Origin of the sequence: Hydrogenophaga sp. YM1, from assembly GCF_016903055.1 — a bacterium.
In the GTDB taxonomy this organism is placed as follows: domain Bacteria; phylum Pseudomonadota; class Gammaproteobacteria; order Burkholderiales; family Burkholderiaceae_C; genus Hydrogenophaga; species Hydrogenophaga borbori.
In genome coordinates, this window is record NZ_CP070223.1 from 1,209,310 (window position 1) to 1,232,769 (window position 23,460).

A 23,460-nucleotide genomic window follows, 5' to 3' on the forward strand; every position below is an offset into this window, starting at 1 on the left:
CCTCAGGCCGGGGTGGGCGCGTCCAGCGTGGGCCGCTGCGCCAGCACGTCGCGCCAGGCGCCGCGCTCGGGCTGGCCGGGCTTGCGCGCGCCGAAGAACATGGCCATGAGCTCGCCTCGCGCGTCGAAGGCCTCCAGCGAGGTGACGACGCCGTCGCTGGTGGGCTTCTCCACCACCCAGGCCTCGTCGATCAGGTCCTCGCGCAGGTGCAGGTTGAAGCCGGGATCGAGCACGTTGAGCCAGGCCTGGCCGTTCATCTCCAGCGGCTCCACGCGCTTCACCGGCCCGGTGTGGATCTGGATGCAGCCCGGGCTGCCCACGAAGACCATGATGGGCGTGCCGTTGAAGGCGGCGTCGGTGAGCGTTTCGCGCACGGCGCCGCGCTCCACGCGGCGCGTGTAGCGGCCTTCGACCAGGCGGAAGCCCTGGCGCCGCTCGACCCCGAATTGGCGCAGCAGCGGGAAGAACTGGTGCGTGTCGGTCATGGCGCCCCAGGCCTCGGAGAAGGCCTTGGCGTCGACCCGCGCGGGGGTCTCGGTGGCGGGCGAGGCCGGGGCCTCGAAGGCGGGCGTGGCGGCCGGATCCTGCCACTGCTCGACCACGCGGCGCCAGGCCGCGCGGTCGCTGGTCTCGCGCAAGAAGATCTTGTGCACGGCGGTGCCGTGGCGGTCGAAGAACTGCAGGCTGGGCAGGGCTTCGCTGCCTGGGTTCTGCGTCCACTCGGTCACCGCCAGGCCCGCGTGCCATTGGTGGAAAAAAAGGCGCAGGTCGATGTCCTCGCCCAGCGCCAGGCCGATGGCGCCTTCGCCGGAGAGCTTGTCGTAGACGCCGGTCTTCTCGTGTACCGCGCCCTCGTTGCGCGTGAGCGCGAGCAGCGGCCCGCAGGGCTTGAGTGACCGCAGCAGCGCGAGCCAGTCGGCCCTGAGCGCGACGGCGCGCGTGGGACCTTCGTCGGCGCCGATGTGCGCGGCCAGCGCGGCGCCCTCGCTCACGCCGATGGATTCGGCGGCGTCGCGCGCGCGCCGACCCTGGGCGCGCGCGGCCTGGTAGGCGGTGCGGATGTCGTGGATCTCCATGCGGGTTCTCCTTGTGGGGCTCAGAAGTCGGTGACCAGCGCCAGCGACAGGCTGCGGCCGGGCGAGGTGTAGGCGTCCAGCGTGGCCAGGTTGCCGGCCACGCCTTGCACGCTGCTCCACAGCCAGTACTTACGGTCCGTCAGGTTGTGGATCGCCGCGCTCAGGCGCGTGCGGGGGGTGATGCGCCAGGTGGCGCGCAGGTCCAGCGTGGTCCAGGCGGGCGTGGCGAACTGCTGCGGCGTGCTGCTGCGGTCGATGTCCTCGCTGTCCTTGGCCAGCGCGTGCGTGAGCACGGCGCCCAGGGTCCAGTCGGCGATGCGGTGGTCCACGCCCAGCACCAGCTTGGCCGGGTTCACCGAGTTCAGCGGCTGGTTCAGCAAGGTGTCGCGGCCCTTGGTCCGGCCATAGGCCAGCTTGAGCGTGGTGGCCGGCGTCACGGTCCAGCGGCCTTCGAGTTCGACGCCGCTGAGCTTGACGCGGCCGCGGTTGACGGCCTGGAACAGGATGGGATTGCCCGGCGCGCCCGTGCCGCCGACCCGCACGTTGTCCTCGATGAAGTCTTTGTAGCGGCCGGTGAAGGCGGTGACCAACCAGTTCAGCCGGCCGTGCTCGCCGCGCGCGCCGAGCTCCAGGGTCTGGCTGGTCTCGGGCTTGAGGTCCGGGTTGGGCAGGGTGCGGTAGTTGGCGAGCGCGTTCTGGAAGAAGTTGTTGAGCTGCAGCGGGCTTGGCGCCTTGAAGCCGGCCGCCGCGTTGGCGAACACCTGCCAGTGCGGCTGGGGGCGCAGGATCAGGCCCAGCTTGGGCGAGAGCGCGCTGTCGGACAGCGCCGCCGGGGCGAGCTGGTACAGGGGGCTGCTCTGCGGCTTGAGCGAGAAGCGGTCGTAGCGCAGCGCGGGAATAACGCTCCAGCGCTCGCTCACGAACTCACTCTGCAGGAAGAACGCGCTGTTGGTCTCGCGCGTCTTGGGGAAGCGCTGCAGCGGGTAGGTTTCGTAGGCCGGGCCGGCCACGCCAGTGACCAGGTTGTCGAGTTCGGCCACCGACACGTCGGCGCCGTAGACCAGGGTATGGGCCCAGCCGTTGCCGAGCGGGCGCGTGCGCTCGGCCTGCAGCACGGCCTGCCAGAGGTCTTCCTCGTAGCGCACGTCGCGTTCGCGCACGGTGGGCAGGGCGGTGCGGACCTCGCGCGACCACTCGCGCGAGCGCGACTGCTGGTAGCCCAGGGTGGCGCGCAGCGTGTCGGCCCAGGCGGACTGGAGGAAGAAGCGGCCGTCCCAGCTGGCGCGCGTGCGCTGCATCTCGCTGGTGCCATCGAGGTCCTGCACGCCGGTGACCGTGGGCGAGCGGCCCGTGTAGCCCTCGACCGCGGTGTTCTTGTCGACGTGTTCGAGGGTGAAGGTGTGGGTCTGGCCCGCGCCGGGCGTGAGCACGATCTTGCCCAGCGCTGAGACGCTGCGGTCTTTCTGCGGGTTGGGGGCGGTGCGGTTGCTGTTGAGCGAGCGGTTGTCGCCCTTGTTGTCCAGTTCGCGGGCGCGGCCCACCTGCACGCTGCCCAGCCACTGCAGGCGGTCGCTGGCGATGCCGGCCAGCGTGAGCCCCGTGCCCGCGCTCTTGTCCTCGGTGTCGGCGCGCACGCCCGCGCGGCCGCCGAAGGTCTGGCCCTCCTTTAGCAGGTCCTTGGGCGCGGTGGTGGTCATGGCCACCATGCCGGCCAGGCCGTCGGAGCCGTGGAGCGCCGAGGCCGCGCCGCGCAGGATCTCCACGCGCGAGATCAGGCCGAGGTCGTAGTAGTCGCGGCCGAATGCGGCGGCGCCGAACACCTGGTTGTTGAGTTCGCGCGGCATGCGGATGCCGTCCACCGTGAGCAGCACGCGGTTGCCGTCCAGGCCGCGGATGTTGAAGCCCGCGTTGCCGTCGCGGCCGGTGGAGCCGCTGACCGCGCCGAAGCGCTGCGGCGCGCGCTTGACCTCCACGTTGGGCAGCTCGCGAACCAGCTCGCGGATGTCTTGGGCCCGGGTGGGGTCCAAGGCCTCGCCTTCGATCACGTCGATGCGCGCGGGCACTTCCTCTAGCTCACGCTCGCTGCGCGAGCCGGACACCACCACGGGCTTGAGCGAGCCGGGGGCGACCTGCGTGGCGGAGCCGGGGACGGTTTGCGCATGGACCGGCGCGGCCGCGAGCAGCGCGCAGGCCAGCGCGACGGGGTGGAGGGCGGAAGAAGGGAAAAGGCGAAGGCGTGGCACGAGGGCACCCGGTGTTTGTGGTGAAAGACACGGGCTGGCTCGCGCGCCGCGAAGCGGCAACTGGCTGGCTGGTAGCGAAAGGCGCGCGCCGCGGCGCGCCGGTGGAACCTATTTGGTGAGGATCAGTTTGTTCTGCGCGGTCAGGCTCAGCTTGTAGTGCTGGCCGTCGTGCTCGATGAACACGTCGCGCCGGCCGCCGCTCAGCTGGCCGAACTGCACCTGCGCCGCGGGCACCGGCGAGGGCGCGGGCGCGGGCGTCGATGGCGGGAGGGGGGTGGCGGGCTTCACGGACGGCATGCCTGCATCATAAACACAAATGCGAACGATTCGCAAATGGATGCAAAAAAATGGATGAAAAAGGTGGTGGGGGCGCTGCCTACAATCGCCGCCCATGAGCATCAAGAGCGACAAGTGGATCCGCCGCATGGCCGAGCAGCATGGCCTGATCGAACCCTTCGAGCCGGGGCAGGTCCGCCAGGTCGACGGCAAGCGCGTCATCAGCTACGGCACCAGCAGCTACGGCTACGACATCCGCTGCGCGCCCGAATTCAAGGTATTCACCAACATCCACAGCACGGTGGTGGACCCGAAGAACTTCGACGAAAACAGCTTCGTCGACGTCAACAAGGACGTCTGCGTCATCCCGCCCAACAGCTTCGCTCTGGCGCGCACGCTGGAGTACTTCCGCATCCCGCGCAACGTGCTCACCATCTGCCTGGGCAAGAGCACCTACGCGCGCTGCGGGATCATCGTCAACGTCACGCCCTTCGAGCCCGAGTGGGAGGGCTATGTGACGCTGGAGTTCAGCAACACCACGCCGCTGCCGGCCAAGATCTACGCGGGCGAAGGCTGCGCCCAGGTGCTGTTCTTCGAAAGCGACGAGGTCTGCGATGTGTCCTACAAGGACCGGGGCGGCAAGTACCAGGGCCAGGTGGGCGTGACCCTGCCCAAGGCCTGATCGGCGGCCGCTGGCCGTACCATCGCGAGCAGGCCCGCGCGGCGGGTGAAGGAGCTTGGCGATGAAATGGGAAAACAACCGGCAGTCGGACCAGATCGAGGACCGGCGCGACAGCCCGGGGGGCGGGGGGCGCCTGCCGCGCATCGGCGGCGGCCGAGGCATCGGCCTCGGCACCATCGCCATCGCGCTGGTGGCCGGCTGGATATTCGGCCTCAACCCGCTCACCATCCTGGGCGCCCTGGACGGCGGCGGCCTGCAGGCCCCCGCGCCCATGGAGGCGCCGCAGGGCCAGGCCGGCGCGCCGAGCGACGAGTCGGGCCGCTTCGTGGCCGCCGTGCTCGGCGGCACCGAGGACGCCTGGGGCGCGATCTTCCAGGCCGCCAACGCCCAGTACCAGAAGCCGCGCCTGGTGCTGTTCCGCGGCGCCACGCCCACCGCCTGCGGCACCGGCCAGTCGGCCATGGGGCCGTTCTACTGCCCGGCGGACCAGAAGGTGTACATCGACCTCAGCTTCTACGACACCCTGCGCCGCCAGCTCGGCGCACCCGGCGACTTCGCCCAGGCCTACGTCATCGCCCATGAGGTGGGCCACCACGTGCAGAACCTCATGGGCATCACCGATCAGATGGAGAAGGCCCGCGCGCGCATGAGCGAGCGCGAGTACAACGCGCTGTCGGTGCGCCTGGAGCTGCAGGCCGATTGCTTCGCGGGCATCTGGGCGAACCACAACCACCAGCAGGGCCAGATCCTCGAGCCCGGCGACGTCGAGGAGGCGCTCAACGCGGCGGCGGCCATCGGCGACGACGCGCTGCAGAAGAAAAGCCAGGGCCACGTGGTACCCGACAGCTTCACCCATGGCACCAGCGACCAGCGCCAGCGCTGGTTCCAGAAAGGCCTGCAGACGGGCGACGTGCGGGCCTGCGACACCTTCAAGGCGGCCTCGCTCTGAGTGCCCCGGCCGCGCGTCGTGCGGCTCCCTCGAGGGAGGCCGCGCCGGCGGCCCGGCGGAACCGGTTCCATGGCACTACTCGGGGCGTTTCCGGCGGGGTTGTAGCGCGGGTGCGACAATAGAGGGCTTACCGCCACCCCGGCGCTCCCGACATGACCCAAAGCTTCTCCGAACTCAACCTCGCGCCCGCGCTCGCGAAGGCCGTGGCCGAAATGGGCTACGAGACCATGACGCCCATCCAGGCGCAGGCCATCCCGCAGGTGCTCACCGGTCGCGACGTGATGGGCGCGGCCCAGACCGGCACCGGCAAGACCGCCGCCTTCTCCCTGCCGCTGCTGCAGCGCCTGCTCAAGCACGAGAACGCCTCCACCTCGCCCGCGCGCCACCCGGTGCGTGCCCTGGTGCTGCTGCCCACGCGCGAGCTGGCCGACCAGGTGGCCGAGCAGGTCAAGCTCTACGCCAAGTACACGCAGCTGCGCAGCACCGTGGTGTTCGGCGGCATGGACATGAAGCCCCAGACCCTGGAGCTGAAGAAGGGCGTGGAGGTGCTGGTGGCCACGCCGGGGCGCCTGCTGGACCACATCGAGGCCAAGAACTGCGTGCTCAACCAGGTCGAGTACGTGGTGCTCGATGAGGCCGACCGCATGCTCGACATCGGCTTCCTGCCCGATCTGCAGCGCATCCTGAGCTACCTGCCCAAGCAGCGCACCACGCTGCTGTTCTCGGCCACCTTCTCGCCCGAGATCAAGCGCCTGGCTGGCAGCTACCTGCAGGACCCCATCACGGTGGAGGTGGCGCGCTCCAACGCCACGGCCTCCACGGTCGAGCAACACTTCTACCGCGTCGACGACGACGACAAGCGCGGCACGCTGCGCCAGATCCTGCGCGAGCGCGGGCTCAAGCAGGCCTTCGTGTTCGTCAACAGCAAGCTCGGCTGCGCGCGCCTGGCGCGCTCGCTGGAGCGCGACGGCCTGAACACCGCCGCGCTGCACGGCGACAAGAGCCAGGACGAGCGCCTGAAGGCGCTCGACGCCTTCAAGCAGGGCAACGTCGACCTGCTGGTCTGCACCGACGTGGCCGCGCGCGGGCTGGACATCAAGGACGTGCCGGCGGTGTTCAACTTCGACATCCCGTTCAACGCCGAGGACTACGTGCACCGCATCGGCCGCACCGGCCGCGCGGGCGCCTCCGGCCTGGCGGTGTCCTTCGTCTCGGGGCGCGACGCGCGCCTGGTGGGCGAATTGGAAAAGCTGCTGGGCAAGAAGCTGGAGATCGAGGCGCTGGAGCTGGAGCAGGACCGCCGCCCCGCGGGCCGCTTCAACGACGGCCAGCGCGCCTGGCAGCGCGAGGGGTCGGGGCGCGAAGGCGCCGACAACCGCGAATCGCGTGAACCGCGTGGCGCCCGTGCGCCGGCCCCGCGCGCGGCGCGCGCGCCGGCCGACCCCTTCTTCGACCAGCCCTACGAGGCCAAGCCGGCCGGCGATGCGCCGCCGCAGTGGGAAACCGCGCAGCGTGCGAACGCGCCCAAGGGCCTGTCGCCCAACATCAAGCAGCGGCGCAAGGTGCCGGCGCTGTTCAAGTCCAGCGCGCCGCCGCCGGCCGCGTCCTGACCGGACCGGCCCTCACCGCCCCGGGCGCTGCGCCTGGGGACAGTTCACCTCGAAGCGCTCCAGATCGTCCGGCGAGGCGCCCAGCCGCGCGGCCGTGAGACAGCCGCCCCACACGCAGCCCGTGTCCAGCGCCAGCAGGCGCGGCCGGTGCACGCCGCGCAGGGTGGACCAGTGGCCGAAGGCCACGGGGGTGTCCGCGGTGCGGCGGCCAGGCACCTCGAACCAGGGCAGGTGGCCCTCGGGCGCGGCGCCCGCGCCGTCCTTGGTCTCGAACTCCATCTCGCCCTCGGGCGTGCAGAAGCGCAGCCGCGTGAAGGCGTTGACGATCACGCGCAGGCGGTCGCTGCCCTGCAGGGCCTCGTGCCAGCGAGCGGGCTGGTTGCCGTACATCTGGTGCAGGAAGCCGCCCCAGTCGGGGGACTGCAGCACGGTTTCCACCTCGTGCGCGAGCTGCAGGGCCTCGGCCGCGTCCCACTGCGGCAGAACGCCGGCGTGCACCAGCAGCCAGCCGCGCTCCATCAGGGCCAGGGGGCGCTGGCGCAGCCAGTCGAGCAGGGCTTCGCGGTCGGGCGCGGCCAGGATGTCGCCGATGGTGTCCACGCGGTGCGGCCGGCGCACGCCCTGCGAAACCGCGAGCAGGTGCAGGTCGTGGTTGCCCAGCAGGCACTGGCCGCTGCCACCGAGCGCGATCAGCCGGCGCAGCGCGGCGAGCGAGGCGGGGCCGCGGTTGATGAGGTCGCCCAGCACCACGAGGCGGTCGCGGCTGGGCGAGAAGTCCACGAGGTCCAGCAGGCGGCCCAGGGGCTCGTCACAGCCCTGCACGTCGCCGATGAGATAAATTGCCATCGCCCGATTATGGGTACCGCCCCTGCCATGGATACCGTCCTCATCGTTTTCCTGACGCTGCTCAACGGCGCTTTCGCGATGTCCGAGCTCGCGCTGGCGTCCAGCCGCAAGGCCCGCCTGGCGGCCATGGCCGAGGCCGGCGACAAGGGCGCGCGCACCGCGCTCGACCTGCTCGACAACCCCACGCAGTTCCTGTCCTCGGTGCAGGTGGGCATCACCTCCATCGGCATGCTCAACGGCATCGTGGGCGAGGCGGCGTTCAGCGACGACCTGGGCCTGTGGTTCCAGTCGCTGGGCCTCAAGGACAGCGTGGCCGGCGTGCTGGCCACGGCGCTGGTGGTCACGGTCATCACCTTCATCACCATCGTGTTCGGTGAGCTGGTGCCCAAGCGCATCGGCCAGCTCTACCCCGAGGCCGTGGCGCGCTGGGTCTCGCGGCCCATGGCGGCGGTGGCGCGCGGTGCCAAGCCCTTCGTGTGGTTGCTGACGCACACCACGCAGTGGGTGCTGAAGGCCCTGCGCGTGGACAACAGCGCCGCGCAGGTGGTCACGGAAGAAGAGATCCAGGCCAGCCTGGCCGAGGGCGTGGACGCCGGCATCATCGAAGCGCAGGAGCACCGCATGGTGCGCAACGTGTTCGGCCTGGACGAACGCCTGCTCACCTCCATCATGGTGCGGGCCTCGGACATCGAATGGCTGGACGCGGCGATCGGCGTGGACGACGCGGTGCGCCAGGCCGCGGCCTCGGGGCATTCGTGGTACCCGGTGTGCCGCGGCGGGCTGGAGGACGTGGTGGGCGTGATCCACGTGCCGCGCCTGCTGGCCCTGCAGGCCGGGGGCGAGCGGGGGCCGGTGGGCCCGCTCGCGCAGCCGGCGGTGTTCGTGCCCGAGACGCTCACCGGCATGGAATTGCTGGAGCAGTTCCGCGCGCGCGCCACGCGCATGGCCTTCGTGGTGGACGAGTACGGCGTGGTGCAGGGCCTGCTGACGCCGCTGGACATGCTGGAGGCGATCACGGGCGAGCTCTCGCCCGAGCGGCCGGTGGACGCCTGGGCGCACCCTTGCGAGGACGGCAGCTGGCAGGTGGACGGCGCGATGCCGGTGGCCGAGCTGAAGTCGAGGCTGGAGATCGACGCGCTGCCCGACGACGACAGGGGCCGCTACGCCACCGTGGCGGGGCTGATGCACTCCCTGGCCGGCGAGCTGCTGCACCAGGGGCAGCACGTGGACGGCGCGGGTTGGCGCTTCGAAGTGGAGGCGCTGGACGGCCGGCGCATCGCGCGCGTGCGGGTGACGCCGCTGCCGCCGGACGACGCCGAAGCGCCCGACGCGCGCCAGGACGGCTGATCCGCCACCGCTTCAGCCCACGCCCCACCAGGGCGGCAACAGCGCGCGCACTTCGGGGCTGGCGAAGCGCTCGTCGAGCAGCAGCAGCGTGCCGCGGTCCTCGGGCGTGCGGATCAGGCGGCCGGCGGCCTGCACCACCTTGTGCAGGCCGGGGTAGAGGTAGGCATCGGCCCAGCCCTGGGCGCCGGCCTGCTGCAGTCGCTCGCGCAGGGCCTCGCTCAAGGGGTCGGGCGGCGGCAGGCCCAGGGTGGCGATGCTCACGCCCACCAGGCGCGAGCCGGGCAGGTCGATGCCTTCGCCGAACACACCGCCCAGCACCGCGAAGCCCATGCCCCGCCCGCCTTCGGCGAAGCGCGCGATGAAGGCCTCGCGCGCGGCCTCGTCCATGCTGCGCGACTGCGACCACACGGGCACGTCGGGCAGGGCGGCGCGAAAGGCCTCCAGCGCCTGCGTGAGGTAGTCGAAGCTGCTGAAGAAAGCGAGGTGGTTGCCCGGGTGTGCGCGGTAGTGCGCGCCGAGCTCGTTCACCAGGCGCGGCAGGGTGCGCGCGCGGTCGGCCCAGCGCGTGGACAGGCCGCGCGCCACGCGCACCGACCACTGCGACGGGTCGAAGGGCGAGGCCACGTCGAGCCGCGCCACGGGATCGGGCAGGCCGAGCAGTCGCTGGGTGTGCGCCATGGGCGCCAGCGTGGCCGAGAACAGCGTGGCCGCGTGCGCGTCGGCCCAGCGCGGCGCGAGCAGCTCGGCCGGCAGCAGGCAGCGCAGCGCCAGGCGCGGGCGCGGCTTGCCGCGCCGCGCGGGCGGGCCGGGCGATCGCTCCACCACCGAATGCGCGCCGAAACGCTCGGCCACGCGCAGGAAGTGCAGGACCTCGAACAGCCAGGGCTGCAGCGCGGCGCCGGCCTGCGGGTGGCGCGCCATGAAGTCGCTGAGCGTGGCGGCGTGGCGGCCCAGGGTGGCCATGAAGGCGGCGGGCAGGGCGTCGTCGAGCGTGGTGGTGCCGGGCCCGTCCAGGGCCAGCGCGCCCCAGGCGCGGTGCACCGCGTCCAGGCTGGATTTCAAGGCCAGCGGCGCCTGCGCGCGCCAGGCGCCGAAGCGCTGCGGGTCCAGTTCGGCGCTGTACATGGCGCGCGCGCGTTCGGCGAGGTTGTGGGCTTCGTCGAGCAGCAGCTGCACGCGCCAGCCCTCGGCCTGGGCGAGCGACCAGGCCTGGGCGCTGAGGTCGAACCAGTGGTTGACGTCGCCCACCACCACGTCGGCCCAGCGCTGCATTTCCTGGGCGAGGTAGTAGGGGCAGACGCGGTGCGCCAGCGCGATGTCGCGCAGGGCCTCGCGGTCCAGCCAGGCGCGCTGCGCGGCGGCCTGGCGCGCGCCGTCCAGGCGGTCGTAGAAGCCCTGCGCGAGCGGGCAGGACTCGCCGTGGCAGGCCTTGTCGGGGTGCTCGCAGGCCTTTTCGCGCGCCAGGCGCTCCAGCACGCGCAGCGGCTGGACCTTCAGCCGACGCAGGCCATCGAGCGCGATGGCGCGGCCGGTGGTCTTGGGCGTGAGCACCAGCAGCTGGTCGCTGCGCACCAGCGGCATGGCGCGCAGCGCGCCGAACAGCGTGGCCACGGTCTTGCCGATGCCGGTGGGCGCCTGCGCCAGCAGGTGGCGGCCCGCGCGCTGGGCGCGGAACACCGCCTCGGTGAGTTCGCGCTGGCCGGCGCGGTAGTCGCTGAAAGGGAAGGGCGTGGCGGCCAGCGCGGCGTCGCGCGCACGGCGGTGCGCGGCTTCCTGCCGCGCCCAGTCGCGGTAGCGCGCGCACAGGCCTTGCGTGAAGACCAGCAGGGCCTCGCGCGTGGCCTGGCGCGTGTGCACCGTTTCATGGCCACTGTCGATGTCGTAGTAGACCAGCGCGAGTTCGATCGCTGCCAGGCCCTCGGCTTCGCATAGCAGCCAGCCATAGACCTGCGCCTGCGCCCAATGCAGGGTCTGGCGGTTGGGCGCGATGAGGGCCGGGTCGCCGCGGTGGGTCTTGGTTTCGTCGAGGCGGCGGGCCTGGGGGTCGTAGCCGTCGGCGCGGCCCTGCAGCAGCAGGCCCTCGCACAGGCCCGACAGCGTGCGCTCGCGCTGGTAGTGCGCGGGGCGGCGCGCGGCCACGCTGGCGTGGCCCACGATGCCCTCGAAGGCGCTGGGCGCGGGCGTGAAGCGGTGGTCGAGGTCGCCCGTGCGCGCCGCGAAGTCGCACAGGCGCCGCACGGCGACGCGCAGGGGCTCGGGGACGGGTTCGGCGGACACGGAGCGGGGATGATACGGAAGGACAGGAAGGACAATGGCGCGGTGAGCGAGCCTCCCCCGTTGCCACTGCCGCTTCCCCTGACCCGGCGCCACCACCAGCGCCTGCGCGAGATGCACCGCTCGGCGGGCTGGCCCTGCCACGATCCGATCGAGGTCGAGCTGATCGCGGCCGGCTGCCTGCAGCGCTGTTTCGACGGCGCCGGGCGCGAGCACCTGCGCGTGAGCGATGCGGGCATCGCGCTGCTGGCGCGCATCTACGCGCGCAACCGCGCGGCGCTGTCGGCGCACGAGGCGCTGGTGCAGCGCGTGGCGCTGGAGCAGGCGCGCGCGGGCCGGTTGGCCTGGTGTGGGCTGGCGCTGCGCGCGCCGCTGCCGCGCGAGGGCGAACCGCTGGCCCATCACTGGGTGGTGGCCTGCCCGGACGTGTACTCGATCCGCCGCAGCTCGCGCGCCGACTGGCTGGAGCCCGTGGTGCACGAGATCAAGGTGAGCCGCGCCGACCTGCTGTCCGACCGGCGCAAGCCGGACAAGCGCGCGGCCTACCTCGGCATGGCGGGCGCGGTCTGGTACGTGCTGGGCCGCGATGCCAAGGGCCGCCCCGTCGGCGACGAGCGCGACGTGCCCGAGGACTGTGGCGTGCTGGTGGACGCGGGCGCGGCCGGGGGCTGGGAGCTGCGCCGCGAGGCGCCGCGCCGCGCCGTGCCGCAGCTGCCCCTGGGCGTATGGCTCGCCCTGGCGCAGGCCACGCCCCTGCAGGCCGACGAGCCCGATCAGCAGCCCCTCTGACCTTTGACCATCGGGCCGTCGGCCGTCCAGCCGGGGCGGTCTCGGCCGGGCTGCGGATACCCGCGCGCGTGCCGTCTGGCTACCTTGTGGCTTGACCGGGTGGCGGGCCCGCCCGGTGGCGCTTGCGGGGGTTCCCAAGGGCGTGCGTGGGCCCGGCTTCCTGGGGAATACGGCATGCAGACGGTGCCTCGATCGATGGCGTGGTTCGCGGCGGCGATGGCGCTGGTCTCCGTGACCGCTTGCGGCGGTGGCGGGGGCGATGCCGCCAGTGGTGGTGGCGGATCGGGCGGCGCGGCGAGCCCCAGTGCGAGTCCCAGTCCCGCTCCGGGCGGCGGTACGGCGCCCTCGCCAGCCCCGGCACCCGTCCCCGCGCCGCCGCCCGCCGGCACACCGCCGGCCGCGCCGCCGCCGGGTTCGGGCTCGGCGCCGATTCCCGATCCCGGCGCGGGCACGGGAAGCACCCCATTCGCCCTCAGCATCACGGCCGTGCCCCAGCGCGGCCTGAAACTCGATTGGACCGCCGTGGCGGGTGCCGACTACTACCGGATCGACCGGGACGTGGATGCCAGCGACGGTGTCGACAACTTCGGCTCCGGCGCGCTCGGCTTCGTCCCGTCTTCGGCGCCGCCCACGCGCACATTCACCGACCTGCGCCTGACGGAGGCGATGAACCACAAGTACCGCGTCAGTGCCATGACGCCCAGCGGCGCCGTCCTGAGCACGGCGGTCGCCACGGTGAGCGGCGACCTGGCCGCCGCGGTCGACAGCCTGTCCAACCCGGTGGACGACTCCGGCGGCAACCGGGCGCGCGCGATGGCCACGGCCCTGCGCGACCAGGACGTCGTGCGGCACGTGCTGGCCGTGGGCCTGCCGGGGGCGAACCAGGGCATGGGCCTGGTCAAGGTCTATGAGCGCGCGCCGTTTGGCGGGGTCTGGACCGAGGTCCAGACCCTGTCGCTGCCGCAGGCGGCCCTGGGCGACTTCTTCGGCGCCAGCGTGGCCCTGTCGCCCAATGGCCTGTACCTGGCGGTGGGCGTGCCGGGCGACGACCACGCCACCGCCGGCACGGGCGTCAATCCCCAGCCCTCGGCGCTGGCGCGCGACGTGCAGGACTCGGGCGCGGTGCAGGTCTACCAGTACGTGGCGGGCCAGGGCTGGACGCCTGACGCCCGCTTCAAGGCCATCAACGCGGGGGCGGGCGACGCCTTCGGCACCGCCGTGGCCATCAGCAACGACGGCAACCTGCTCGTGGGAGCGCCCAACGAGGACAGCGCGGCCGACCCCGGCGTGTACCAACCGTCCTCCGCCGACGCGCCCGAGCTGGGCGATGGCCCCTCCAACAGGCAGGACCGGGGCGCCGTGTACGCCTACGCGAACACCGCGCAGGGCTATGCCTTCGACGCTTACGTGAAGCCATACGTCATGGACGCGTCCCAGTCGTCGATGTACTTCGGTGCCGCCCTCGCCATGGACGCGGCCGGGCAGCGGGTGGCCGTGGGCGCGCCCCGCGCGTCGTACGACGGCGCGCTCGCCGGGGGCGTGTCGTTCTACAGGGTGTCGTGGGGCCCGCAGGGCGATCCTCCCTGGACCCGGTGGAAGCTGCTGCAAACCTTCGGCCCCGGGGGCGATCGCAGCGTGGACGCCAGCACCAGCCCGTTGTCCCCCGCCTACCGTGGCCTGGGCGGCGCCCTGTTCATGAGCACCGATGGCAACTGGCTGGCCGCCGGCTACGCCGAGAAGGGCGGCCTGGTGCCGCAGACCGGGCAGACCCTGCCCGCGAACGCGGGCCAGGTGGCCGTGTACCGCTACCAGAACAACACCTGGGCCTGGCATTCCTCGCCCGTGGCGCCGGCCCCGCGCGCCAACGACCGCTTCGGCACCAGCCTGGCCCTGGTCAATGGCGCCAACGGGCCCCAGTTGCTCGTCGGTGCGCCCGAGGACGGTGCCCCGCACAAGGGCGTGATGCGAGCGGCGGACATCGTGCCCGTGAACCTGCCGTCGCCAGCGGAGGCCGGCGCGGCCTATTGCTTCGTCGGGAACGCCAGCGACCCCAGCCGGCCCCTGACCCTGAAGGCGCGCCTGAAGTCGCCCGATCCGCAGAACCAGCAGTGGCTGGGCCAGGCCACGGCCCTGACCCAGGACGGCAACGAGTTCCTGCTGAGCGGCATGTACGACGGCGACCCACGCGCGCTCTTCCCGAACGTGATCTTTTTTGGCTACTGAGCCTTCTCGACTACTCAACCAAAAAAAAAGGAATGCAGATGGCGCGTCGTTCGATGCGGTGGTTCGCGGCCGCGATGGCGGTGGCGTATCTGAGTGCTTGTGGTGGTGGGGTGGACGACCCCAACCACCGCGACGGATCGGGCGGCGGTTCGTCGGCCACGCCGAGCCCCAGCCCGAGCCCGAGCCCCGCTCCGGGCACCCCGACGCCGCCGCCACCGCCCGCGCCGCCGCCCCCCTCGGGCTCGCCACCGGCGTCGCCGCCCCCGGGCTCGGGCACGGGGGCGATTCCCGATCCGGGCACCGGCGGCCCCACCGCCTTCAACCTCAGCATCACCGCCGTGCCACAACGCGGCCTGAAGCTCGACTGGCCCGCCGTCGCCGGCGCCTCCAGCTACCGCATCGAGCGCGACGCCGATGCGCTCGACGGCACCGACCGCTTCGCCGAAGTGGCGCAGTCGCAGGGGCCATCGATCACCTTCACCAACCTGAGCCTGGTGGAGGCGGTGAACCACCGGTACCGCGTCACCGCCTGCGGTGCCAGCGGCTGCGACCTGGGCCGGGGCACCGCCGTGGTGAGTGGGGACCTCGCCAGCGCCGTCGTCTCGGCGACCGCGGACGTCGACGACGGCACCCAGGTGGCGCGCGCCATGGCCAGCGGCCAGCGCGGCAATACCCAGGTGCTGGCGGTGGGCCTGCCGGGCGCCAACGGTGAGCGCGGCATGGTGCTGCTGTACGAGCGCGCGGTGGACAGCGCCGCCTGGTCGCCGCTGCCGCTCACGCTGGCGCGGGCGAACGGCGCAGCGCTCGACCATTTCGGCGCCAGCGTGGCCTTGTCGGCCAATGGGCAATGGCTCGCGGTGGGCGTACCGGGCGACGACGCGCCGAGCGCCCTGGATGGCGTCAACCCCAACCCGCCCGTGGGCACCGCGCCGGTGAACGATTCGGGCGCGGTGCAGGTGTACCGCCACGCCAGCGGCGGTGGCTGGAACCTGGTGGCGCGCATCAAGGCCCCCAACGCCGGGGCGAAGGACGCCTTCGGCACCGCGGTCGCCATCGGCAACGAGGGGCAGTTGATCGTCGGCGCGCCCAACGAGGACGGCGGCGCGGACGGCGACGCCTACCGCTACGGCACGGCCGAGGCGGACGCCCTGAACGACCGCAGCGCCGAAGACCGCGGCGCGTTGTACGCGTACGCGGCCAGCGGCGATCTGTACAGCTTCAAGGCCTATGTGAAGCCGCCGGTGCAGCCGGGATCGACCGGCGTGTTCTTCGGTGCGGCCCTCGCGGCGGACCCGTCGGCCCAGTGGATCGCCGTGGGCGCGCCGCGCGCGTCCTTCAACGGGCAACTGGCCGGCGGCGTGCTGATCTACGACTTGGCCTGGCTCTGGTCCGGCGCGGCCAAGCCGGCCCCGCTGGCCGCGGGTTTTGCGCCGCAGGCCAACCGGTCCTCGCCGGTGACGCCCAACCCCGCTCCTTCATCGCCCGCCTACCGGGGCTTCGGTGGCGCCGTGTCCATGGGCGCGGGCGGCGACTGGCTGGCGGTGGGTTACGCCGAGAAGGGCTACGACCCGCAGGACGGCGGCCCGATCCGTTCAGCCGCGGGTCAGGTGACCGTGTACCGGCGCCAGGGCGCGGTCTGGAGCGAGCACTCGGTCCTGCTGGCGCACACGCCGCGCGCGAACGACCGCTTCGGCATCAGCGTGTCCCTGGTGAGCGCCAACGGGCCGCAGTTGCTCGTGGGGGCCAGCGAGGACGGCGCCCGGCACAAGGGCCTGCAGCGGGCGGCGGAGGTCGTGCTGGACGACGCGCAAGGGCTCGAATCGCCGGTCGACGCCGGTGCGGCGTACTGCTTCGTGGCGAACCCCGACGCCAGCCAGCCCCTGGTGCTCAAGGCGCGGCTGAAGGCGCCCACGCCCTTGAGCAACCAGTGGCTCGGCCTGGCCACCGCGATGACGCGGGACGGCAGTGAGCTGCTGCTGAGCGGCCACCACGTCGACACCTCCAGCGCCGTGTTTTTCGGCTACTGAGCCTTGGCCCGCAGCAGCCGCAGGCCGTTGAACACCACCAGCAGGCTGGCGCCCATGTCGGCGAACACCGCCATCCACATGGTGGCGTCGTCGAACAGCGCGAGCAGCAGGAAGACGAACTTGATGCCCAGCGCCAGCGCGATGTTCTGCCACAGCACCGTGTGCGTGCGCCGGGACAGGCGCACCGTCTCCGGCAGCTTGCGCAGGTCGTCGTTCATGACGATGACGTCGGCGGCCTCCATGGCGGTGTCGCTGCCCGCGCCGCCCATGCCGAAGCCGATGGTGGCGGCGCTCAGCGCGGGGCCGTCGTTGATGCCATCGCCCACCATGCCCACGGCGCCCTGGGCGCGCAGGGCCTCGATGGCCTCCAGCTTGTCCTGCGGCAGCAGGTTGGCGCGCACCTCGCGAATGCCCACCTGGGCCGCGATGGCCTGGGCCGTGGCCGGGTTGTCGCCGGTGAGCATGACCGTGCCGATGCCCAGCGCGTTCAGCGCCTGGATGGCCTCGCGGCTGCTGGCCTTGGTGGTGTCGGCCACCGCGAACAGCGCCAGCACGCCCTGGGCGCCCGCGAGCAGGGTGACGGTGCGGCCCTGGGCCTCGTGCTCGCGCATCAGCGCCTCCAGCTCGGGCGAGCACTGCCGGCGCTCTTCCATCCAGCGGTGGTTGCCCAGCGCGTAGGCCTGGCCCTCGACCTGGCCGCGCACGCCGCGGCCGGGCTCGGCGGCGAAGCCGTCGACGGGCGCGGCGGGGCCGTCGAGGCCGGCCGCGATGGCCTTGGACACCGGGTGGTCCGAGCGCGCCGCCAGGCCGCGCGCGATGGTCAGCACCCGCTCGGGCGCCAGCGCGCCGGGCAGCAGGGCCTGCGCCACCAGGCGCGGCTTGCCTTCGGTGAGGGTGCCGGTCTTGTCCACGGCCAGCACGCGCAGGCGGCGCGCCTCCTCCAGGTACACGCCGCCCTTGATGAGGATGCCGCGGCGCGCCGCCGCCGCCAGGCCGCTCACCACCGTCACCGGGGTGGAGATCACCAGCGCGCAGGGGCAGGCGATGACCAGCAGCACCAGCGCCTTGTAGACGGCGGTCAGCCAGGGCCAGCCGAACAGCAGCGGACCGGTCAGCGCCACGGCGAGCGCGATGGCGAACACCGCCGGCGTGTAGACGGATGCGAAGCGGTCGACGAAGCGCTGCGTGGGCGCGCGCTTGGACTGGGCCTGCTCGACGGCGTCGATGATGCGCGCCAGCACGGTGTCGCCCGCGGGCTTGCTCACCTCGAACTCCAGCGCGCCGTGCTGGTTGATGGTGCCGGCGAAGACCTCGTCGCCCGGGCCCTTGTCCACGGGGATGCTCTCGCCGGTGATGGGCGACTGGTCGGCCGCGCTGTGGCCGGCGCTGACCCGGCCGTCGAGCGCGAAACGTTCACCGGGCTTGATGCGCACAGTGGCGCCCACGGCCACCGCTTTCGCGTCCACCAGGGCCCACTGGCCGTCGGCCTGGCGCACCTCCGCCTGGGGCGGCGACAGCGCCAGCAGGCCGGCGATGGCGTTGCGCGCGCGCTCCACCGAGCGCGCTTCGATCAGCTCGGCCAGCGAGTACAGCGCCATCACCATGGCCGCCTCGGGCCATTGGCCGATCAGGAAGGCGCCGGTGACGGCCACCGCCATCAGCGCGTTGATGTTGAGCTGGCCGCGCCGCAGCGAGGACCAGCCCTTGCGGTAGACCGAGGTGCCGGCCAGCGCGATGGCGCCCGCCGCGACGCCCATGCCCAGCACGTCCCAGGGCAGGGTGCCGGGGGCGAAGAATTCGATGAGTTCGGACAGCAGGGCCACCACCAGGGCGGCGACCAGCCGCCACAGCTCGCGCTGCTGCGATTGCGCGGTGGCCTGCGCCGAGGGCGGCGCGGCGACCCGTTCGGTTTGGAAGCCGGCCGAACGGATGGCCGCGTCCAGCGGTTCCCAGGACGCCTCGGGCGCCTCGATGCCCAGGGTGCGTCCGGGCAGGTCGAAGCGCAGGCGGCGGACCTCGCCGAAGCGCTCCAGCGCGCGGCGGATCTCGCCTTCTTCGGTCGGGCAGTCCATGGCGGGAATGCGCAGCAGCAGCTCGCCGGGCGCGGCGGCGCGCGCGGGGCGGGTGAGCGACACCGGCGCGGCGCAGGCGCCGCCGTCGCAGCAGGCCTGCGCCTGACCGTGGTCGTGGCGCTCGTTGTGGTCGTGCCGACCGTGGCCGTGATCGTGGCCGTGGTGGTCGTGCGCGTGTTCGTGGCGGGTGGTGGACATCGTGGTTTCTCTCCGGTCCACCGATTGAAAGCCCTGTAGCGGGTACAGGGTCAAGCCCGCGCCGCCAGAAAGGACAAACCCCGCCGAAGCGGGGTTGGTTCCTGGGGGCGGCCGGCGGATCAGGCCAGCATGTCGGCCCAGATGTTGCGCGCCCAGCCGAGGGCGTAGGCGCCTTCGATCTCGCTCGCCGCGCTGGACAGGCCACCCGAGCCCGGCACCGTCAGCATGGTCTTCTGCGCGGCGTCGTAGCGGTGCACGCTGGCCACGTGCACGACGTCCTTGGCGGTGACGAAGCTGTAGCAGGTGTTGGCGTACAGCGGGTTCTGCGGCGGTTGCTGGCCCATCAGCAGCGAGACCACCGCGGCCGCGCAGGTCTTGCCGTGCTGGTTGGCCATGTGGCCCGACTTGGGCATGGCCGGCGCGATCTGGATCGCGTCGCCCAGCACGTGGATGTTCTTGGCCGCCTTCGATTCGAAGGTGAGGAAGTCCACCTCGCACCAGCGCGCGTTGGCCGTGGCCAGGCCGCTTTTGACGGCGATGGCGCCGGCGCGCATGTCGGGCAGCACGTTGGCCACGCCAGCCTTGAAGTCGTCGTTGAACTCGAACTTCAGGGTGTTGGTGGCGGCGTCCACGTCGACCACCTTGTGCTTGGGGCGGTACTCGATGAGGCCCTTGTAGTGCTCGTCCCAGGCCTTGAGGAACAGGCCCTTCTTGGAGGTGATGTCGTCGTTGGCGTCGAAGATGATGACCTTGCTCTTGGGCTTGGCCACCTTGAAGTAGCTCGCCACCATGCAGGCGCGCTCGTAGGGGCCGGGGGGGCAGCGGTAGGGTGCCAGCGGGATCGACAGCGCGTAGGTGCCGCCGTCCGGCAGGGCCTTGAGCTGGTCGTGCAGCGCGGCCGTTTGCGGGCCGGCCTTCCAGGCGTGCAGGATCTTGTCGGCCGCGCCGGGCTTGGCCAGGCCGGGGATGGTGGGCATGAAGTCCACCCCGGGCGAGAGGATCAGGCGGTCGTAGGGCAGGGTGGCGCCGCTGGCCAGCTTCACGGTGCGCTTGTCGGCGTCGATGCTCTCGACCGTGTCGCGCACCAGCTTCACGCCGTGCTTGCGCTGCAGCTGGTCGTAGGACACGGTGATGTCGGCCAGGGTCTTGTGGCCACCCACCACCAGGTTGCTCAGCGGGCAGGACACGAAGTTGGCGTTGGGCTCCACCAGCGTGACATCGACGCGGCCTTCGGAGAACAGGCGCAGGTACTTGGCGGCCGTGGCGCCGCCGTAGCCGCCGCCCACCACCACCACCTTGGGGCCGGCACCGCCGCCGGTGGCGCATCCCGCCAGCAGTCCCAGGCCGGCCACCGCCGAGCCGGCGCCCAATGTCTGTACGAATTGACGACGTTTCATGGCGGGGCTCCTCACTTCTTCTGGGCCGCGAAGTACGCGGCGATCTGGGCCAGCTGCTCGTCGCTGTAGCCCTTGGACAGCTGGTGCATGATGGTCGCGGGCCGCTGGCCGTTCTTGAAGGCCATCAGCTGTTGCAGCAGCTCGTTCTTGTCCCGGCCGGCCAGGGCGATCATGCCGGGCTCGGCCCGGCCGTCGGTGCCATGGCAGTTGGCGCAGGCCGCCGCCCAGACCTTGATCTGGTTGACCTGGGCGTGGGCCCCGGCGGCGGCGGCGAGCAGGGTCGCCGCCGCCAGCCATTTTGTTGTCCTTTGCATCGTCGTCTCCGATTGCGGGTTGGGATGGAAGCGCACCCAAAACTGTAGCAGCGGGCCTCCCTCGAAAAACAGATACCGGTATGCGCGGGTCGCACAGGGGCATTGAAGACCAGCCGGTCGGGAATTGCATCAAGGGTTTACTCGCATCCAAATATCAGCAATTAACGATATAGTCGCGGCCCTGAGATCTCTCCCTGAACGGACGCATCGTGTCGGACGCACTGCAACACACCATCGGACGGGTGCTGCCCGCCCCTGAAAACCACCTCGACGCCAACCAGCTCGACGCCGCGCGCAAGGCGCGCCGCAGCTTCATGGGCAAGGCGCTGGCCATGGGCGCGGGCGCCGTGGCCGTGGGCCATGCCCCTCGCGCGCGCGCGAGCGAAGGCGAGGGCGACCCCGCCATCCTGAAGATGCCCGAGCACACCCGCGGCCTGGGCCGGCCGGTGGCGGACAACCCCTATGGCCAGCCCAGCAAGTGGGAAGCCAACCTGCAGCGCCGCCAGAGCCCGGGCCTCACGCGCGTGCCGCAGGCCTCGGTGAGCTTCACGCCGCTGCAGGGCCTGTTCGGGATCATCACGCCGAGCGGCCTGCATTTCGAGCGCCACCACCAGGGCTGGTGGGACATCGACCCCAGCCAGCACCGCCTCATGGTGCACGGCCTGGTCAAGCGCTCGCGCGTCTTCACCATGGACGACCTGATGCGCCTGCCCAGCGTCTCGCGCATCCACTTCATCGAATGCGGCGCGAACTCGGCGCCCGAGTGGGGCAACGTCGCCCTGCCGTCCGTGCAGTACACGCACGGCATGGTGAGCTGCTCGGAATTCACCGGCGTGCGCCTGTCCACCCTGCTGGAGATGTGCGGCGTGGACAAGAAGCTCGGCAAATACGTGCTGGCCGAGGGCGCCGACGGCTCGTCGATGACGCGCACCATCGACATGGAGCGCGCCATGGAGGACTGCATCGTCGCCTGGGCCATGAATGGCGAGATGCTGCGCCCCGAGAACGGCTACCCGCTGCGGCTGGTGGTGCCGGGCATCCAGGGCGTGAGCTGGGTGAAGTACCTGCGCCGCCTGGAGGTGGGCGACCAGAAGTGGGCCACCAAGGACGAGACCATCCACTACATCGACCTGATGCCGGACGGCACGCACCGCCAGTACACCGGCATCCAGGAGTGCAAGAGCGTGATCACCACGCCCTCGGGCGGGCAGATGCTGCTCGACAAAGGCTACTACAACGTCAGCGGCCTGGCCTGGTCGGGCCGCGGCTCGATCAAGCGGGTGGACGTGAGCGTGGACGGCGGGCGCAACTGGCGCACCGCGCGCCTGGAAGGCCCGGTGCTGGACAAGGCGCTCACGCGCTTCAACATCGACTGGGTCTGGGACGGCCAGCCCGCCGTGCTGCAAAGCCGGGCCATCGACAGCACCGGCTACGTGCAACCGAAGATCAACCAGCTGCGGGCGGTGCGCGGCTCGCGCTCGATCTACCACCAGAACGCGATCCAGTCGTGGCGGGTGGCGGAGAACGGCGAAGTGTCGAACGTACAGGTGTATTGATATGAATATGAGCCACCCCCGCCGCGCGGCGCGCGACCCCCTCAAGGGGGCCACACCTGCGGCCCGGCCAAGCCGGTTCCGCGGTGTTTCTGGGTTGTTCGCGCTTCTGGCATTTGTGACGGTCCCGGCCCTGGCCCAGGCGCAGGCCCAGGCGCAGCCCTGGCACGGGCTCGGCCGCGAGGCCACCCCGGCCGAGATCAAGGCCTGGGACATCGATGTGCGGCCCGATTTCAAAGGCCTGCCCAAGGGCGCGGGCAGCGTCTCGCTGGGCGAGCAGGTGTGGGAGGCGAAGTGCGCGTCCTGCCACGGCGTGTTCGGCGAGTCGAACGAGGTGTTCACGCCCCTCGTCGGCGGCACCACCAAGGCCGACATCGAGCGCGGCCGGGTGAAGAACCTTGAGCTGGGCAGCGTCTTCCCGCAGCGCACCACGATGATGAAGGCGTCCACGGTGTCCACGCTGTGGGACTACATCAACCGCGCCATGCCCTGGAACGCGCCCAAGTCGCTCAAGACCGACGAGGTTTACGGCGTGCTGGCCTACATGCTGAGCCTGGCCGATGTGGTGCCGGCCGACTACACGCTGTCGGACGAGAACATCGCCGACGTGCAGAAGCGCCTGCCCAACCGCAACGGACTGGTGTTCTACGAGCCGCTGTGGAAGGTCTCCGGCAAGGGCGACGTGAAGAACGTGGCCTGCATGAAGGACTGCCCGACCGAGGCCAAGGTGCGCTCGGCGCTGCCCGACTTCGCGCGCGACGCGCACGGCAACATCCAGGAGCAGAACCGCGTGGTGGGCCCGGTGCGCGGCGCCGACACCACCAAGCCGGCGCCGACCGCTCCCGTGGGCAGCGCGCCGCCGCCCGCGCCGGTGGTGGTCGCCGCCGCGCCCGCCGCGTCCGGCGGCGTGGACGTCAAGGCGCTGCTGAGCAGCAACGGCTGCACGGCCTGCCACGGCGTGAGCAACAAGATCGTGGGGCCCGGCTTCACCGACATCCTGGCCAGGCACAAGGGCAAGGCCGATCTGGAGGCCTACCTGGCCGCCAAGATCAAGGCCGGGGGCAGCGGCGTGTTCGGCGCCGTCCCCATGCCGCCCCAGCCCCAGCTCAAGGACGCCGAGGCCCAGGCGATCGCGCGCTGGATCGCCGCGGGTCCGCGCTGAACCGGGCCCGCGCCCTACGCGTTTTCCCCCTGTCCGTTCCCACGAGGAAACATTAGTCTATGAGCATGAAGATGTTGATTGCCGCCGCGACCGCGGTCGCGGCCGTGTCGGCGCTGCCGGCGCACGCGATGGACGCGGCGGCCGCCAAGGCCCTGGCGACCAAGAGCGCCTGCATGGCCTGCCACGCGGTCGACCGCAAGCTGGTCGGCCCGGCCTTCAAGGATGTGGCCGCCAAGCACAAGGGCCAGGCCGATGCGCCCGAGAAGGTGGCCGCGCGCATCAAGTCGGGCGGCTCGGGCCTGTATGGCCCGGTGCCCATGCCGCCCCAGCCCGGTCTCAAAGACGACGAATTGAGGCTATTGGCCGCCTGGGTGCTGGCCGGTGCCCCCGATAAGTAAACTCCCACCCCCTCACGCCCCGAA

Annotated in this window: 18 protein-coding genes; 10 read left to right on the forward strand and 8 right to left on the reverse strand. The window is 71.8% G+C overall.

What is annotated here, in order from left to right; all coding sequences use genetic code 11:
* Positions 1-2 precede the first annotated feature (2 nt).
* The 3 genes from JNX00_RS05915 to JNX00_RS05925 form a co-directional block, all read right to left on the reverse strand.
* Positions 3-1,076 carry a ChuX/HutX family heme-like substrate-binding protein gene (locus tag JNX00_RS05915; RefSeq protein WP_204744377.1) on the reverse strand — a complete coding sequence of 358 codons (1,074 nt, stop codon included), beginning with the start codon at positions 1,074-1,076 and terminating at the stop codon, positions 3-5.
* A 20-nt stretch (positions 1,077-1,096) separates the two neighbouring features.
* A complete protein-coding gene (locus JNX00_RS05920; RefSeq protein WP_204744378.1) occupies positions 1,097-3,319 on the reverse strand; it encodes a TonB-dependent hemoglobin/transferrin/lactoferrin family receptor in 2,223 nt (740 codons plus the stop codon).
* Between the two features lie 108 nt (positions 3,320-3,427).
* Complete coding sequence (locus tag JNX00_RS05925) at positions 3,428-3,616, reverse strand: hemin uptake protein HemP (protein WP_070398959.1); 189 nt, start codon at positions 3,614-3,616, stop codon at positions 3,428-3,430.
* 94 nt (positions 3,617-3,710) lie between these two features.
* Between JNX00_RS05925 and dcd the strand changes: the two genes are divergently transcribed.
* The 3 genes from dcd to JNX00_RS05940 all read left to right on the forward strand — a co-directional run bounded on the left by dcd (position 3,711) and on the right by JNX00_RS05940 (position 6,836).
* Positions 3,711-4,277, forward strand: a complete 567-nt coding sequence (dcd, locus tag JNX00_RS05930; RefSeq protein ID WP_070398958.1) for a dCTP deaminase — start codon at positions 3,711-3,713, stop codon at positions 4,275-4,277.
* A gap of 61 nt (positions 4,278-4,338) precedes the next feature.
* The gene (locus JNX00_RS05935) at positions 4,339-5,226 is read left to right on the forward strand and encodes a neutral zinc metallopeptidase (RefSeq protein WP_204744379.1); all 888 of its coding nucleotides are present in this window, start codon (positions 4,339-4,341) and stop codon (positions 5,224-5,226) included.
* A gap of 152 nt (positions 5,227-5,378) precedes the next feature.
* Positions 5,379-6,836: a DEAD/DEAH box helicase gene (locus tag JNX00_RS05940; protein WP_204744380.1), complete on the forward strand. Its 1,458-nt coding sequence runs from the start codon at positions 5,379-5,381 to the stop codon at positions 6,834-6,836.
* A 12-nt stretch (positions 6,837-6,848) separates the two neighbouring features.
* Here JNX00_RS05940 and JNX00_RS05945 read toward each other — a convergent pair whose 3' ends face one another.
* Complete coding sequence (locus JNX00_RS05945; RefSeq protein ID WP_204744381.1) at positions 6,849-7,682, reverse strand: symmetrical bis(5'-nucleosyl)-tetraphosphatase; 834 nt, start codon at positions 7,680-7,682, stop codon at positions 6,849-6,851.
* Between the two features lie 27 nt (positions 7,683-7,709).
* Here JNX00_RS05945 and JNX00_RS05950 point away from each other — a divergent pair, with 27 nt between their 5' ends.
* Positions 7,710-9,029 (forward strand): hemolysin family protein, encoded by a 1,320-nt coding sequence (locus JNX00_RS05950; RefSeq protein WP_204744382.1) that lies wholly within the window; start codon positions 7,710-7,712, stop codon positions 9,027-9,029.
* Positions 9,030-9,041: 12 nt separating this feature from the next.
* Here the strand turns inward: JNX00_RS05950 and JNX00_RS05955 are convergent, their stop codons facing one another.
* The gene (locus JNX00_RS05955) at positions 9,042-11,306 is read right to left on the reverse strand and encodes an ATP-dependent DNA helicase (protein WP_204744383.1); all 2,265 of its coding nucleotides are present in this window, start codon (positions 11,304-11,306) and stop codon (positions 9,042-9,044) included.
* A 60-nt stretch (positions 11,307-11,366) separates the two neighbouring features.
* Between JNX00_RS05955 and JNX00_RS05960 the strand changes: the two genes are divergently transcribed.
* The 3 genes from JNX00_RS05960 to JNX00_RS05970 all read left to right on the forward strand — a co-directional run bounded on the left by JNX00_RS05960 (position 11,367) and on the right by JNX00_RS05970 (position 16,342).
* Entirely contained in the window at positions 11,367-12,092 is a 726-nt protein-coding gene (locus JNX00_RS05960) for a hypothetical protein (protein ID WP_239478264.1), read from the forward strand.
* Between the two features lie 486 nt (positions 12,093-12,578).
* Entirely contained in the window at positions 12,579-14,315 is a 1,737-nt protein-coding gene (locus JNX00_RS05965; RefSeq protein ID WP_204744384.1) for an FG-GAP repeat protein, read from the forward strand.
* A gap of 110 nt (positions 14,316-14,425) precedes the next feature.
* Positions 14,426-16,342: a hypothetical protein gene (locus tag JNX00_RS05970; RefSeq protein WP_204744385.1), complete on the forward strand. Its 1,917-nt coding sequence runs from the start codon at positions 14,426-14,428 to the stop codon at positions 16,340-16,342.
* On the opposite strand, the gene JNX00_RS05975 is transcribed toward JNX00_RS05970, so the two are convergent.
* From JNX00_RS05975 to JNX00_RS05985, 3 genes are all read right to left on the reverse strand, one after another.
* A complete protein-coding gene (locus JNX00_RS05975; protein ID WP_204744386.1) occupies positions 16,336-18,612 on the reverse strand; it encodes a heavy metal translocating P-type ATPase in 2,277 nt (758 codons plus the stop codon). The two genes, JNX00_RS05970 and JNX00_RS05975, sit on opposite strands and share 7 nt — an antisense overlap.
* Before the next feature lie 119 nt (positions 18,613-18,731).
* Positions 18,732-20,009 carry an NAD(P)/FAD-dependent oxidoreductase gene (locus tag JNX00_RS05980; protein WP_070398950.1) on the reverse strand — a complete coding sequence of 426 codons (1,278 nt, stop codon included), beginning with the start codon at positions 20,007-20,009 and terminating at the stop codon, positions 18,732-18,734.
* 11 nt (positions 20,010-20,020) lie between these two features.
* Positions 20,021-20,323: a c-type cytochrome gene (locus JNX00_RS05985; RefSeq protein WP_070398949.1), complete on the reverse strand. Its 303-nt coding sequence runs from the start codon at positions 20,321-20,323 to the stop codon at positions 20,021-20,023.
* Positions 20,324-20,532: 209 nt separating this feature from the next.
* Here JNX00_RS05985 and soxC point away from each other — a divergent pair, with 209 nt between their 5' ends.
* The 3 genes from soxC (at position 20,533) to JNX00_RS06000 (ending at position 23,436) form a co-directional block, all read left to right on the forward strand.
* Entirely contained in the window at positions 20,533-21,879 is a 1,347-nt protein-coding gene (soxC, locus tag JNX00_RS05990; protein ID WP_070398948.1) for a sulfite dehydrogenase, read from the forward strand.
* A 7-nt stretch (positions 21,880-21,886) separates the two neighbouring features.
* Entirely contained in the window at positions 21,887-23,038 is a 1,152-nt protein-coding gene (locus tag JNX00_RS05995; protein WP_204744387.1) for a c-type cytochrome, read from the forward strand.
* A 65-nt stretch (positions 23,039-23,103) separates the two neighbouring features.
* Entirely contained in the window at positions 23,104-23,436 is a 333-nt protein-coding gene (locus JNX00_RS06000; protein WP_070399214.1) for a c-type cytochrome, read from the forward strand.
* Positions 23,437-23,460 lie beyond the last annotated feature (24 nt).